Genomic DNA, 13297 nt, shown 5'->3' on the forward strand with positions numbered 1-13297 from the left:
CCCACCCTCTCTTGCCCGGTCCTGGCCTCCATGCCCGGCATCGGGGTCCCGGCCGCCGCCGTCCTCCTGGCCGAGACCCTGGGCAAGACCCCCGCCACCGGGGCCCAGCCGGCCTCCTACGCCGGCCTGGCACCGGTGACCAGGAGGCCGGGGTCCTCGATCAAGGGCGAGAGGCGTCTCCCACGCCGGAAACAAAAGACTCAAGAGAGCCATGTTCGGCTCCGCCTTCGCCTCCCTCAGATCCGACCCCATCAGCCGCGCCTACTACCAGCGCAAACGAGACCAAGGCAAACGTCCGGGCCAAGCCGTCCTCGCCCTGGCCCACCGCCGCATCCTGACCCTGAACGCCATGATCCGAGACGGAGCCCTCTACGACCCCCAACCAGCAGCACAGCTACCCACCACCGCTTGACACACCACATAGGGGCACCCCCCCCGGCCCTCCCCGTCGGGCCCGCGCGAGCAGGGCGCCGCGCCCCGCGCCGCCCGCACCCGCCGCATGCCCGCGCCCTGCGCCTGGCCGCCCGCACCCGCCGCATGCCCGCAGGCACACGCGGACGGCCGCTCAAGGTGCCGCAGGGCTCCACAGGGTGGCCCGTGCGGCGCCCTCCACAGGGCTCGAGGGGCCTGAGTGCGCGGGGCCGGCCCGCCCGCCTACGGTGGTGGCACGCCTCGACGTCGAGGCCATACACCGCGCGGCGCCTCGGCGCCCTCACGAAAGGCCCCCACTATGCCCGTCTTCTCCGTTGACACCCAGGCCGTGGCCGACACGGCCGCCCGCACCCGCACCCGCATCGCCACGATCCAGACCGAGACCGACGGCCTCAAGGGGGACATCGCCCTGCTGCAGTCCTCGTGGACCGGCGGCGCCTCGGACTCCATGGCCGCCTGCGCCGCCGACTGGCACGTGACGGCCATCCAGGTCCAGTCGAGCCTGGACCTCATCAGCCAGGCCCTCGACCAGGCGGCCGTCTCCTACGACGACGCCGAGACCACCAACACCACGCGCTTCGGCCAGGGCCAGGCCGCCATGTGAGCCCGTCCGGCGACAACGGCGGGCCGCCCGCCTGCCCGCGCAGGGGACGGCCCGCCGTCGAAGGCACTGCCGCGGCACCGACGATGCCGGCGACGCCGCGCGCATCATGTCATCGGCAGATGGTACATTAAGTGTCGGATATCACAGATCCCCGACCGCGTCGAGGTGGCCTGCCAGTGAACAGTGGCATCTATTCAAGTGGAAGCAGCGGAGAAGAATCGGCCCGGGCGGTCACCCGGATCGGCAGGCTGCTGCAAGATACGGAGCAGCGGGTTGAAGACGCTCGTCGTTTAGGCGACCGATTGGCCACGATCCGCCAGACCCGCACCTCAAGAGATCGGGCTGTAACTGTGACGGTGGATGTCTCGGGCAGGCTCATCGATCTCCGGCTGCGTGACGCCGTGGCGCACATGAGCCCGGCCGCACTGGCCTCCACGATCCTCACCTGCGTCAACAAGGCCCATGAATCGGCAAGGAAACGGGCCTCCGCCCTGGCGTCCGAGGTCTGGGGAGAGGACTCCGACCTCACGCAGCGGATGCGGCAGTCCTACACGCCGCCTCCGGACGACGCCGGCGAGATCCGGAACCGTCATGCCCCGCAGAACGACAGGTACGCGTCGGGGATGATCATTGGTCCCGATTGGTGGCCAGGATCCTCTCGCAACAAGTGACCGCGCATGCCGCGTGCCCGGCTGGTGCAAACACTGTTCGAGGTCGGTGCTCTCACCCGCGCACGCGTCCGGCCGGTCACGGTCGCGTGCGGGGTGCGGCCATGAGCCTGCTTGACGCCGGGCTCTCGCCCCCGATGTCGGTCACGGTCGCGTGCGGGGCGCGGGGCTGCGTCCGCGCGCAGGGCGGGTGTCCGTCAGAATGACATTAGGGCGCCCCGACTCCGTGCACCTCGGAGGAATCCTTGCAATCATGCGGTTCTTCATTCGTGCTTCGGCGCCTCGGGCAGCCAATGTCATTCTGATGGACAACTGTCCGGTCCGCCTCGCGCTGGAGCGTGAGCAGACGCCCGCCGCCTTCCGACCCTGGAGGCCCTCGCCGCCCCCTCTTCGCCGCGATCGGTCGTATTCCAGCCCGAGATCGGTTCCAAGGGGCTCAGCGGGCCCCGCCGGCGGGCCCCCATCAGTCCTCCGGGACCCTCAGGAGGCCCCGGGAGCCGGGAGAGCTCGGCCCCAAGAGCTCGAAGAGATTACCGATGGAGCCGAACCATCCGGCGTCTGCGAACTATTTATCCAGGGCCACGCCGGGATCAAGGACCAGATTGAACTTCCAGCCCCCCCTCCCCCCGCCACGCGCCCTCCAAAATCAATAGGAATAATAGGCGGGGGAGACGCTTTCAACCATGTGACAGTCCCCAGTCCATCGAAATGAGCGCTCTCCCCCAGACGAAGATCCGCAGTCTCCTCTGGCCCACCGCGCGGGTACCATATCGCAGTGATGACCCACTCGTGATTCACCGACCGCAAATCCTCTGCGCTGAACATCCCACCACTCTTCGTACGAGGCGCGGGAAGAGTACCTCCCATGAAGAGAGTCTCCCCCTGCTCAATCCCGGGGGGCAGGGACACCGAGCGCTTCAACGGATGCGTCCACCACAGGCGCCCCAGCAAAACCGCCGCGCAGAACAGCACAAGAACCAGGACGACAATCATAATCCCCCGTCTGCCTTCATTCCCTGATTCACTCGCATGCCCAGCATCTCCCCGCTCCGTCACCAGTACGTACTGCCGTCCGATGCGCATTCTGACACCCTTCGCCTCAGTACGGACTGCCTATGTCCGTGCGGTTGAAGTACCTCTCATAGTCCTCACGGGTTATCCGTATGAGACCATTGTTGTTCTGATTATTCGCCTTAATCTCCGCATCATTGCGCCCCCAAGGGTTCTTGAGCGTCACATAATCATCGTCGATATCGACTACAGTGTATTCGTGCCCGAAATTCTTGCCATTACCTCGATAATTCCCCCCAACTAAACGGTAATTTCCCTCTTTATCGCCGCCGTCTATTGCACCATTATTGTTGGTATCGACTACAGCCCGCACAACGGCCCCGCCTTTTCCGCTGAAGCCCCCGCCCGCAGTTCCCGCCACAACCGGCTTCCCGTCTTTTACGGCCTGTTCGATCTCATCCCACTCGGCGCTGGTGTATTCATGGTCGTCCCACCACGGCCAGCCCGCGAACCCGGAACCGCCGTGGGTATCGATATGATAGGCGTCCTGGCCCGAGATATGCTCCATGGCCTCCTCGCCATGGCCCCCGTTATCAAGATCTCTGTTCCCGACGTGGGTGCCGTAGGCGCGCTCATAGATATCCAGAAGACTGGACTCGCCCTGCAGTCCGTTGTCGTACTGGGTCCGCACCTCGACCTTCACCTCCTTGTCGCCGTCATACAGCTTGACGACGAACGCGCCCTGACCGTCGGCCGCGGTACCGTCCCACCACACGTGGTCACTCAGGAACTGCTGCCCCTCCGGCGTCTCCGAATAGGCCTGCAACGACGCCAGGAGATAGCAGTCGCCAATGCCGCCCTGATGGGGATCCCCCCACCCCCGCGCGCCACTCGCCTGCTCCTTGAGGCGACCCATCTCCTCATCGGTATAAGCGGTCCGGCCCTTGGTCTCCTCAGTCTCTCTGCCGATCAACCAGCTCCACCATCCATTATCGCTCGGCTTGTCCTTCTCCGGCGAACCCGCGTTGGCCCCTGAAGCACCGCCACCCGGGCTGCCCAGCGCGGCCGCAGCCCGGGCGGCCGCCAGATCCACCTCGGCCCGCAAACTCGCCCAGGCCCCCGCGATGGCGGACATCGCCCCCACTGCCGCACCGGCCTTCGACGGATTCCCCACAGCCTCCAGAAGAACTCGTCCCGCCTGCTCGCGCAGCGCCGCCGCCGCATGAATCGCCGACTCCAGCACCCCGGCATAGTCATCCAGCGCACTCGCGCCCTGACTCAAGCAGCCCACGCCCGCTTCCAAGCCGGACTCAAGACTGCCGGCCGCAGTGGAGAAAGCGGCGGCCGCTTCGCCCTGCCACGACGGCACCGCACCACGCGCCGCGCCGCTCAGACCAACGGCCTCCTCAACAGTCCTGGCGCCAGAGCGCCATGACTCGGCAACCTCGCGCACCCCGCCCGGGTCCCCCTCGATCTGGCCGACCAACACACCGCCGAGCGCCTCGGCCGTCGTCGTCATCGCAGCCCCTCCCAACCGGTCCCGCCGGCAGCCGCCCCCGCAGCCGCACCGAGCTGAAGACGCCCCGCCCCGGCGCCCAATGAGCCGCCCAGCGCCCGCGCGCCCGCGGCCGACTGCTCATCGACCGCCTCGAAACCGCGCATGGCGGAGCCCAGCCCGTCAACGATCCCATCGGCCCTCGCCTCACCGGCCCGAAGCTCGTCCTCGCAATTCGAGCAGAAGGCAGCCGCAGCAGAAGCCAGTACCGCCGCCCCGAACACCCCCTGACTGCCCCGGTCCAGATGGACGCCGCCCAGCGCCACAGCGCACTGATCCATCCGCGACCGCGCCACGGCCAGCTCCCCGCCAGCAACTCGCAGTACCACTGCGGACCCTCTCGCAACCCACCGCATACGGCGACTCACCCGGATACACGATATGTGAAATGTACCACGTATAAGTTTCGGCGTCAGCGGTTTGCGCCTTCCTTCTTCGGGCGGCCAAGGCATCCCTGCCCGTCGCCCGGCCAAGCGTCCCTACCCGCACACAACGGCGGCGGGCCGTCCCCGCCCGGGGAACGGCCCGCCGCAATATCCGGCTGCCCGCGGGAGCCCCGGCCCAACCGGCTTAAGAAGCGGCCGGGCCGGCGCCCACCGAGGTCAGCGGATCAGTACATGCCGCCCATCTCGTCGCCACCGCCGGCGGCCGGCGGGGCCGGGGGCTCCGGCTTGTCCGCGACGACGGCCTCGGTGGTCAGGAACAGGCCCGCGATGGAGGCCGCGTTCTGCAGGGCGGAGCGGGTCACCTTGACCGGGTCGGCGATGCCGGCGGCCAGGAGGTTGACATACTCGCCGGTGGCGGCGTTCAGGCCCTCGCCGGTGGGCAGGTTGCGGACGCGGTCCACGACGACGCCGCCCTCGAAGCCGGCGTTGACGGCGATCTGCTTGAGCGGGGACTCCAGGGCGACCTTGACGATCGCGGCACCGGTGGCCTCGTCGTCGTCGAGCTCCAGGCCGGACAGGGCGGCCTCGCCGGCCTGGAGGAGGGACACGCCGCCACCGGCGACAATGCCCTCCTCGACGGCGGCCTTGGCGTTGCGCACGGCGTCCTCGATGCGGTGCTTGCGCTCCTTGAGCTCCACCTCGGTGGCGGCGCCGGACTTCAGGACGGCGACACCGCCGGCGAGCTTGGCGAGGCGCTCGGAGAGCTTCTCGCGGTCGTACTCGGAGTCGGAGTTCTCGATCTCGCCGCGGATCTGGGCGACGCGGGCCTCGATGGCGTCCTTGTCGCCGGCGCCCTCGACGATCGTGGTCTCGTCCTTGGTGACGACGACCTTGCGGGCCTGGCCCAGGTCCTCCAGGGTGGCGTTCTCCAGCTTCAGGCCCACGGTCTCGGAGATGACGGTGCCGCCGGTCAGGATCGCCATGTCCTGCAGCATCGCCTTGCGGCGGTCGCCGAAGCCGGGGGCCTTGACGGCCACGGACTTGAAGGTGCCGCGGATGCGGTTGACCACCAGGGTGGCCAGGGCCTCGGCCTCGACGTCCTCGGCGATGATCGCCAGCGGCTTGCCGGACTGCATGACCTTCTCCAGCAGGGGCAGCAGGTCCTTGACGTTGGAGATCTTGGACTCGACCAGCAGGACGTAGGTGTCCTCCAGGACGGCCTCCTGGCGGTCGGCGTCGGTGACGAAGTAGGGGGAGATGAAGCCCTTGTCGAAGCGCATGCCCTCGGTGACCTCGAGCTCGAGGCCGAAGGTGTTGGACTCCTCGACGGTGATGACGCCGTCGTGGCCGACCTTCTCCAGGGCCTCGGCGATGAACTCGCCGATCTGCTCGTCGGCGGCGGAGATCGAGGCGGTCGCCGCGATCTCCTCCTGGGTCTCGACCTCCTTGGCGTCGGCCAGCAGGCGCTCGACGACGGCCGCGACGGCCTTGTCGATGCCGCGGCGCACGGCGATCGGGTTGGCGCCGGCCGCGACGTTGCGCAGGCCCTCGCGCACGAGCGCCTGGGCGAGCACGGTGGCGGTGGTGGTGCCGTCGCCGGCGACGTCGTCGGTCTTCTTGGCGACCTCCTTGACGAGCTCGGCGCCGATCTTCTCGTAGGGGTCCTCCAGCTCGATCTCCTTGGCGATGGTGACGCCGTCGTTGGTGATCGAGGGGGCGCCCCACTTCTTGTCGAGCACGACGTTGCGGCCCTTGGGGCCGAGGGTGACCTTGACGGTGTCGGCGAGGGTGTTCAGGCCGCGCTCCATGCCGCGGCGGGCCTCCTCGTCGAAGGCGATAATCTTGGGCATTGCTGCTCCTTAGCGTGACGGGTGGCCGTGCGGTGCCCGCGACGGACGAGTCGGCCCCCGGCGTTCACGTCACGCCCGGACCCGACCCTCACCTTGCGGCCTGGGTCGTTCACACGCGGCCATCGGGCGGTTATCACTCAACAGCCCCGAGTGCTAACCGCAATGCTGGCACTCGGGGCCGTCGAGTGCAAGGCGCACGGGTTCGCCCTCGGCGGGATCGGGCACAGCACTGCACGGCGTCGAGCGCCCCTGAGCCCGCCGGGAACCGATCTCGACGCGGAAGTGAGCCGACATCGTGCCGGAATACGACCGACCGCGACGAAGGAGGCTGCGGCCGAGGGGCGGGGCCGGCACGACTGCGGCCCGTGGCCCCGGGCGATCCCCGGGGCCACGGGCCCGCATCGTCAAGAGGCCGCTCAACCGCGGGCGTTCCCATGAACCCGCGGGAGGGCCTTCCTTCTTCGCCGGAGCGAGGACCCGGGCTCCCTTAGACCCGAGCCGGCTCTCGTCGGCGGTCCGTCATCGGGCTCCCCAACCCTCGGGACCGCTTCCGTCCAGCGGCGAGCACTATGCAACCCCACGCTCCTGGGAATGCACCGGAGCATCCCCTGTGAGGTTCCTGAGAATCGGGGACTGCGGTGCGCGGCCGAGCGCCCGCCGCCTCTAGGCCGACAGGCCCGCATCCACGGCGGCCAGAATGACCAGCGCGCAGGTCCAGGCCAGGGGCGCCGGACCGGCCGGGGCGCCGTCGTCGTCGACCTTCTCCGCCAGCGCACCCGCCGCCGTGCGGTGCCCGTCCAGCCAGTCCAGGAGCCGCTCGGCCTCCTGCGACATCCCCAGCGCGACCGCCGACCACGCCAGCAGCGCCGTCTCGGGCGTCCACGAGACGCCGTCGTCGCGCCAGGACGTGCCCGGCCCCACTCCCCCGCCGCCCCGGCGCATGCGGACGACGGCGCTGGCGCGCACCGGCCGCGTCCCCGCCAGCGCCGCCGTGAATGGCGGGCCGACCAGTGCGATCGCGGCGTCGACGTCGTCGTCGCGCACGTGACGGCCCCAGCCGGGGGCGAAGGCCCGCTCCATGGCGGCGCGCACCGCTCTCGCCCGCGCGGCCGACCGCCCCGCCGACGCGCCGACGTCCATGCCCGCCTGCTCCAGGCCGGCCGCCGCCTCCAGGCCGAGGAGCACCGGGGCCGCCACGCCCAGGGTGAGGGTCCGCTCGCGGGTCTCCCAGTAGTCGGGGGAGGCGGCGGGCAGGTGCGACGGCGTGTCGGTCAGGGCCAGCAGGTTCCCGACGGCGCGCGCCGCGGCCGCCCCGCAGGCCTCTTCGAGCTCGTCGGCCCCCGCCCCCTCAGCCAGGGCCCGCCTCGCGGCCCACAGCATCCAGCCGGCCCCGTCTGACTGGGCGGGGCGGGCATCGGGCACGCCGCCGGAAGCCGTGTAGCGCGCCTCGAAGCCGCCGTCGGGCCGCTGCAGGCCGGCCAGGTGCGCCAGGACGCCGAGCGCCTCGCCGTGCAGGCCCACGGCGGAGAAGGCCGCCGCTGCGAAGGAGGCGTCGCGCGGCCAGGTGTAGCGCCAGCCGCCCACGGGCCCGGCGACGACGGCCCCGGGCGGGAAGCGGGTCGGGCCCTCGCCGCCGCCACCTCCCAGAATCGGGCCGGTCAGGGCGAGCAGGTCGGTCAGCGCCGACTCGGACAGATCCGCCCATCGGCCGCCCGGGAGGCGGGCGCCGTTGCGCCGCTGCAGCGCTGCGGCCGCCATTGCGCCCCGAGCGAACGCAGCCACGCGGGTTCCCGGCACATAGGCGGCGGTGCGCCCGGGCGGCAGGGCGCGCAGAACGCCGTCGTCCTCGACGACCACCCCCTCCGACAGGAGGACGGCCGGAGGGCGCCTCCACGAGCGCGCGCCGACGGCGGCGCAGGCCACAACGGCCGCACCCGTGGCGGGCACCAGCACGGATGCGCGCAGAAGGTCGCGGCGGGCGGGCGAGCCGGGGGCTCCCCTCACCCCTGGTCGTCGTGGTAGTCGTCGCGCAGGACGACGGTGATCGGGCTGGAGTCGGAGGCGGTGACCTCGGCGGACTCCACGACGTTGGACACGCCCAGGGCGTCGGCCACGGCCTTGGCGGTCGCGGCGTTCTCCGAGGCCGCGTAGAAGACCGTGGTGGTGGCCGGGTCGTCCTCCGTGTACACCCCGTCGGCCACCACGACGGAGGTGAAGCCCGCGTTCTCGAGCCTGCCGCCCGTGCGGCCGGCCAGGCCGGTGATGTCGGTGCCGTTGTGCACAGTGACGCCCGTGGTCAGGTCAGCGTTACCCGAGGACGTCGGCTCAGGGGTACCGTCCCCGCCGGTCGATGGGCTGCCGCCGGCGTCGGCGGCAGCCTCGGAGGTGGCGGGGGCGGCATTGGCCGAGCCGCTGGCGGAGCCTCCGGAGGACTGCGCGGCCCCGTGCTTGAGCAGGGCGACCGCGCCCCATGCCACGAGCGGCACGACAATGAGCACCACCAGCAACGGGATCCAGCTGCGCCACGCGGGCACCTGAGCACGGTGCACGCCCACGGGAGCAGGCCCGTCGGCGTCCGCGGCGTCGAACTCGTCGTCGGGGAACTGGTAGTCGCTCATCCCGTGAGAATAGCGGGCAACCGTCCCCGCGCGCGGGCGACCCGCGGAACCTACCGGGCGGGCAGCGTGCAGACGGGTTGCGGATGGGTTGCGGGTGAGTTGCGGACGGGCTGCGAGCGGACTGCGAACAGGCGATAGGCTTACGGGATGAACGACCCCAAGCCCCTGTCCGAGATCGTCCACCCCTCGTGGGTAGAGGCCCTGTCGCCCGTCGAGCAGACCATCCACGAGATCGGCGCCCGCCTGCGAGAGGAGATCGCGGCGGGACACGGGTACCTGCCGGCGGGGACCGACGTGCTGCGCGCCTTCACCTACCCGATGCAGGAGGTCAAGGTCCTCATCGTCGGGCAGGACCCCTACCCCACCCCCGGGCACCCGATGGGCCTGAGCTTCTCGGTGCAGCCCGGCGTCAAGCCCCCGCGCAGCCTGGAGAACATCTTCGCCGAGATGGTCAGCGACCTGGGCGTGGACCGCCCGACGTCGGGGGACCTCACGCCCTGGTCGCGCCAGGGGGTCATGCTGCTCAACCGAGTCCTGACGGTGCGCCCCGGCGCGCCCGCCTCGCACCGGGGCTGGGGGTGGGAGGCCGTGACCCAGCGGGCGATCGAGGCACTGGTCGAGTGCCCGGAGCCGCTGGTCGCCATCCTGTGGGGCCGCCCGGCGCAGTCGCTGACCCCGATGCTGGGCACGACGCCGATCATCGCCTCGCCGCACCCCTCCCCACTGAGCGCCTCGCGCGGCTTCTTCGGATCCAGGCCCTTCAGCCGGGCCAACGAGGAGCTGGTCCGGATGGGCGCGCAGCCCGTGGACTGGCGCCTGCCCTGACGTGCCCCGACGCGCGGCGCGCCGCCGCGGGCGCGCCGCGCGTCGAGATAGACATTTTCGGATGAGGTAGACGGTTCGCCGTCTACCTCATCCGAAAATGTCTATCTCGACGGGGACGAGCAGTTGAGCAGGCGTCAGCCGGCGCGATGCTGGTGCATGCGGGTGCCCGGGCCGATCTGGCCCGTGGAGGACAGCGACTCGATGACTCCGGGCTCGCCGACTCCGGGGTCGGGGACGTAGCCGGTGACGGTGTCCACGCCCAGGTCGAGCAGGAGCGGGTGCATGGGCGTGGAGGGGCCCACCAGCACCGTGTGCGCGCCGCCGCCGACCGCCAGATCGATCAGGCGGGGAGCCGACTTGTTGACGAAGCTCGATGAGGAGACGAAGACGTAGTCGGCCTCGGGCAGCAGGTACTCGCAGGCCGTGTCCGGGTAGTCGCCCGGCTCGGGGAAGCGCTCGAGGATCTGCAGGTCGGCGGCCTTCCACAGCGCGCCGCGGGCGAAGGGGAAGTGGCCGATGATCGCGGCGACCCGGCCCTCGACGGCGTCGGCGTAGGGGTCGAAGACCTCGCGCCAGGTCGCTCCCGCACCGGTGGGCACAAATCCCTGTCCGGCGGCGACCTCGGCGTGGGAGTACCACGAGTTGATCGCGGCCAGCCCGACGCTCGCCTCGGCCAGGTTCCAGCTCTTCGTCAGGGCCGCGACATCGCGGATGGGACGGCCGGCGTCCGGGGTGTCGGCGGAGAGCGCCGGGCGGCTCGTCCCCGGTGTGGACCAGGCCGAGCCAATGCCGCCGGCGGAGTTGACGACCCGGGTCCACCGGGTGCCGCGATCGGAGGCGGTGACGGTCACGTCCTCGGGAAGGTCCTCGATGAGGGCGTCGTAAATGTCCCAGGGGCTGGTCACGGGCGATCTCCTTATGGCAGGCGGTTCCTGTTCTCTAGCGGATGAGAGGCACCTTACCCTGCACGCCTCCGCCCTGAGCACACCCTCAGACGGCCAGCCCCTCCCCGCCCCCTCGTCCCCCGCTCCCGCCGCCGCCTCAGCGTGGAGCCGTGTATCGGACTCGAACCGATGACCTGCTGTTTACAAGACAGCTGCTCTACCAACTGAGCTAACACGGCATTGCGGGTGAGCCTACAGGGTCAACCGGCCGGAGGACGAGTCCGGATCAGCCCCGCCTCGGGTTCGCCCCACGACTCCCCGGGGCCCGCAGGCTCCCACGACTCTCCAGCGCCCCGGCGCCCGGGACGCCCCGACCCGGGCTCAGGCCGAGCCATCGTCCCAGCGCTGCGCCCCGCAGTCGTCACCCTCCAATGAGCTTGGTCAGGCTGTCGGCCGAGGACAACTTGCTGAGATCGACCGTCTCGCCGTCGAGCATGATGGTTGGCGTCCCCTTCAGGCCCTTGTCAGTAAAGGCACTGGTTCCGAGGTCGGTCCACTTGGCGTACACCCTGTCGGTGATCGTGTTCTTGAGCTGGGCGGTCACATCTCCGTCCACACCCGTCTTCTCGGCAACCGAGACGAGCGTCGCCACCGTCTGCCGCGAGCCGTCCCTGGCCTGAACCATCGAGACGAACTCCTCGAAGACCGCATTGTGGTATGCCAGCACCTTATCCGAGTCCTTATCCATAACGAGGCCCACGGCATTCATCACCAGGTCAGTCCAGTCCTGATTGAGAATCTTGCAGGGGTGCAGGACAAGAGTGATTTTGCCGTCGTCGAGCAACGTGGAGATCTCGTCTGCATGGAGAGCGTCGAACTCGGCGCAGTGGGGGCAGGCGTAGTCGAAGAAAACATCGAGCACGGCAGCGCCCTCATTGGTGGTATCAATAACCGAGTTCTTGCCGTAGGTCCACGCACCGTCGTCAGACCGTACAAGGTACGGGATGCCCTGGCTGTTGACGGCCAGCTTCCTCCTCTTCTTCAGCACGCTGGCGGTCACGAGCCCGGCAGCGCCCCCGACGACGGCCACGGCGCCCGCCCCGATCAGGACCCGGCGCGTGACCTTCGCGCGGCGCTCCCGCTTCTCCTGCTCCAGGCGAAGCGCCTGGGCCTTGGCGCGAGCGGCCTCGCGACGCTCGGCCTTGGTCGGACGGGGTGTGTTCGAGGCCACGGAGGACTCCTCAGATCGGCTGCAGGACCGCTGGACGCCCACAAGCTTCAACAGTCCACTGACGACAGGACACTGAGTATTCTGCCTGCCAATCGGCCGACAAGCACTGCGCGAGCACTGCGTCCTGCCTCACGCCCCCGCCGCCCGTCGGCTCTCGGTGGAAAAGCCCATCAGCCCTTGGAGGAGAAGAAGGGGGAGAGCCAGGCGGGAGGAAGCACCCCCATCATGTGAAGGATCACCAGGCCAAGGGCGACGGCGAGCAGGACGGCGGTGGCGATGACGGGCCCGCCCCCGTCACCCAGGACGGCCTCGACCAGGCGCGCCCCGCCCCGCCGCGTCGGCGTCCCCCACGGCGCCAGCCAGGCGATGAGCGCCAGCAGCGCGACCGCGACGTACAGGACCGCGCCCGAACGGTGATACAGGTGCCAGTCCTCCAAGATGGTGGGGCTGCTGTCGTCCGCCCCGACCGCCCTCGCGCCGAGAATCCAGACGGCGCCGAAGACCAGAACCGCCGGAATGAGCGCGAAGACGCCGGCCACGAGCGACCGCAGCAGGTACCAGGGAGTTCCCGCCCACATGCGCGCGTTGTCCCCGGCCGACACGCGGCCGGTCTCCAGCCTGTGCCAGCGCCGCGCGTCCTCGGCCCGCCCCACGGTCCCCGCCAGCACCAGGACCACCGCGAAAACAATGATCTCCCACCCGGGGACCAGGACTGCCAGCGCCACCATGAGCGCGAACACGGCAAGAATCACAACCGGGTGACGGCGCGGCTCGCGCGCCCACGACGGCAGGGAGGAGACCGGGCTCGGGGCGGAGGGCTGGGCACCGGCGGGCCGGGCAGGGGCCGGCGACGGCGCCGGCATCGGAGCGGGAGTCGGGGCCGGGCGGGGAGCCGGACGCGGCGGCCCGGGCTGGACCGGGTGCACGCCCGCGCCGCTGCCCGGCGCGTACGCCGCCGGGGCCGCGGCTGCTCGCACCCCGGTCGACGGCGTTGCCGGCCGCCCTCCCTCCGGCTGAAAGCTGGGGGACGCGCTGACGGGGGCCGACGCCGATGCCGCCGAAGGCACCGAGGCGCCGCCGGCGGGCGTACCGAGGTACCCGTAGGCGCCGGGCCTCTGCCCCGCACCGGCGGGGCCGTCGGGGCCGGGCCTGTAGCCGCCGGAAGACGTGCCGGGAGCGGGCCCGTAACCGCCCGATGGGGCGCCCTGGCCACTCCCGTAGCCGCCGGCGGGG

At 70.5% G+C, this 13297-nt stretch carries 11 protein-coding genes, 1 tRNA gene and 1 pseudogene; 4 read left to right on the plus strand and 9 right to left on the minus strand.

Going from position 1 to position 13297, the window contains the following annotated elements:
* The 3 genes and pseudogenes from O145_RS17715 to O145_RS17720 form a co-directional block, all read left to right on the plus strand.
* Positions 1 to 412 (plus strand): annotated as a pseudogene (locus tag O145_RS17715) (transposase); the annotation flags it as partial.
* 318 nt (positions 413 to 730) lie between these two features.
* Positions 731 to 1036 carry a WXG100 family type VII secretion target gene (locus O145_RS14355; protein WP_043564216.1) on the plus strand — a complete coding sequence of 102 codons (306 nt, stop codon included), beginning with the start codon at positions 731 to 733 and terminating at the stop codon, positions 1034 to 1036.
* Between the two features lie 176 nt (positions 1037 to 1212).
* Complete coding sequence (locus O145_RS17720) at positions 1213 to 1707, plus strand: YbaB/EbfC family nucleoid-associated protein (protein WP_169740377.1); 495 nt, start codon at positions 1213 to 1215, stop codon at positions 1705 to 1707.
* Between the two features lie 1096 nt (positions 1708 to 2803).
* On the opposite strand, the gene O145_RS14365 is transcribed toward O145_RS17720, so the two are convergent.
* The 5 genes from O145_RS14365 to O145_RS14385 form a co-directional block, all read right to left on the minus strand.
* Positions 2804 to 4234, minus strand: a complete 1431-nt coding sequence (locus O145_RS14365) for a calpain family cysteine peptidase (protein WP_156966805.1) — start codon at positions 4232 to 4234, stop codon at positions 2804 to 2806.
* Entirely contained in the window at positions 4231 to 4551 is a 321-nt protein-coding gene (locus tag O145_RS14370; protein WP_156966806.1) for a hypothetical protein, read from the minus strand. The genes O145_RS14365 and O145_RS14370 overlap by 4 nt, the downstream gene beginning before the upstream one ends.
* Positions 4552 to 4880: 329 nt before the next feature.
* Complete coding sequence (gene groL / locus O145_RS14375) at positions 4881 to 6506, minus strand: chaperonin GroEL (RefSeq protein WP_043564221.1); 1626 nt, start codon at positions 6504 to 6506, stop codon at positions 4881 to 4883.
* A 663-nt stretch (positions 6507 to 7169) separates the two neighbouring features.
* On the minus strand, positions 7170 to 8510 hold the full coding sequence (locus O145_RS14380; RefSeq protein ID WP_043564223.1) for a hypothetical protein: 1341 nt from the start codon (positions 8508 to 8510) through the stop codon (positions 7170 to 7172).
* Positions 8507 to 9124, minus strand: coding sequence for a LytR C-terminal domain-containing protein (locus O145_RS14385; protein ID WP_043564225.1), 618 nt, complete (start codon positions 9122 to 9124; stop codon positions 8507 to 8509). The genes O145_RS14380 and O145_RS14385 overlap by 4 nt, the downstream gene beginning before the upstream one ends.
* A gap of 147 nt (positions 9125 to 9271) precedes the next feature.
* On the opposite strand from O145_RS14385, the gene O145_RS14390 reads away from it, so the two are divergent.
* A complete protein-coding gene (locus tag O145_RS14390; protein WP_043564226.1) occupies positions 9272 to 9949 on the plus strand; it encodes a uracil-DNA glycosylase in 678 nt (225 codons plus the stop codon).
* A gap of 134 nt (positions 9950 to 10083) precedes the next feature.
* Here O145_RS14390 and O145_RS14395 read toward each other — a convergent pair whose 3' ends face one another.
* The 4 genes from O145_RS14395 to O145_RS16725 form a co-directional block, all read right to left on the minus strand.
* A complete protein-coding gene (locus O145_RS14395; protein WP_043564227.1) occupies positions 10084 to 10854 on the minus strand; it encodes a Rossmann-like domain-containing protein in 771 nt (256 codons plus the stop codon).
* 142 nt (positions 10855 to 10996) lie between these two features.
* Positions 10997 to 11072, minus strand: a tRNA-Thr gene (locus O145_RS14400).
* 182 nt (positions 11073 to 11254) lie between these two features.
* Positions 11255 to 12064 carry a DsbA family protein gene (locus O145_RS14405; RefSeq protein WP_043564229.1) on the minus strand — a complete coding sequence of 270 codons (810 nt, stop codon included), beginning with the start codon at positions 12062 to 12064 and terminating at the stop codon, positions 11255 to 11257.
* A 170-nt stretch (positions 12065 to 12234) separates the two neighbouring features.
* On the minus strand, positions 12235 to 12804 hold the full coding sequence (locus tag O145_RS16725) for a hypothetical protein (protein WP_052375229.1): 570 nt from the start codon (positions 12802 to 12804) through the stop codon (positions 12235 to 12237).
* Positions 12805 to 13297: the final 493 nt, after the last annotated feature.

This window comes from Actinomyces israelii DSM 43320, assembly GCF_000711965.1.
Lineage (GTDB): Bacteria > Actinomycetota > Actinomycetes > Actinomycetales > Actinomycetaceae > Actinomyces > Actinomyces israelii.

Coding starts and splice junctions, on each gene's coding strand:
- O145_RS14355 (WP_043564216.1), top strand. CDS start 731: ATGCCCGTCTTCTCCGTTGACACCCAGGCCGTGGCCGACACGGCCGCC.
- O145_RS14365 (WP_156966805.1), bottom strand. CDS start 4,234: ATGACGACGACGGCCGAGGCGCTCGGCGGTGTGTTGGTCGGCCAGATC.
- O145_RS14370 (WP_156966806.1), bottom strand. CDS start 4,551: ATGGATCAGTGCGCTGTGGCGCTGGGCGGCGTCCATCTGGACCGGGGC.
- groL (WP_043564221.1), bottom strand. CDS start 6,506: ATGCCCAAGATTATCGCCTTCGACGAGGAGGCCCGCCGCGGCATGGAG.
- O145_RS14385 (WP_043564225.1), bottom strand. CDS start 9,124: ATGAGCGACTACCAGTTCCCCGACGACGAGTTCGACGCCGCGGACGCC.
- O145_RS14390 (WP_043564226.1), top strand. CDS start 9,272: ATGAACGACCCCAAGCCCCTGTCCGAGATCGTCCACCCCTCGTGGGTA.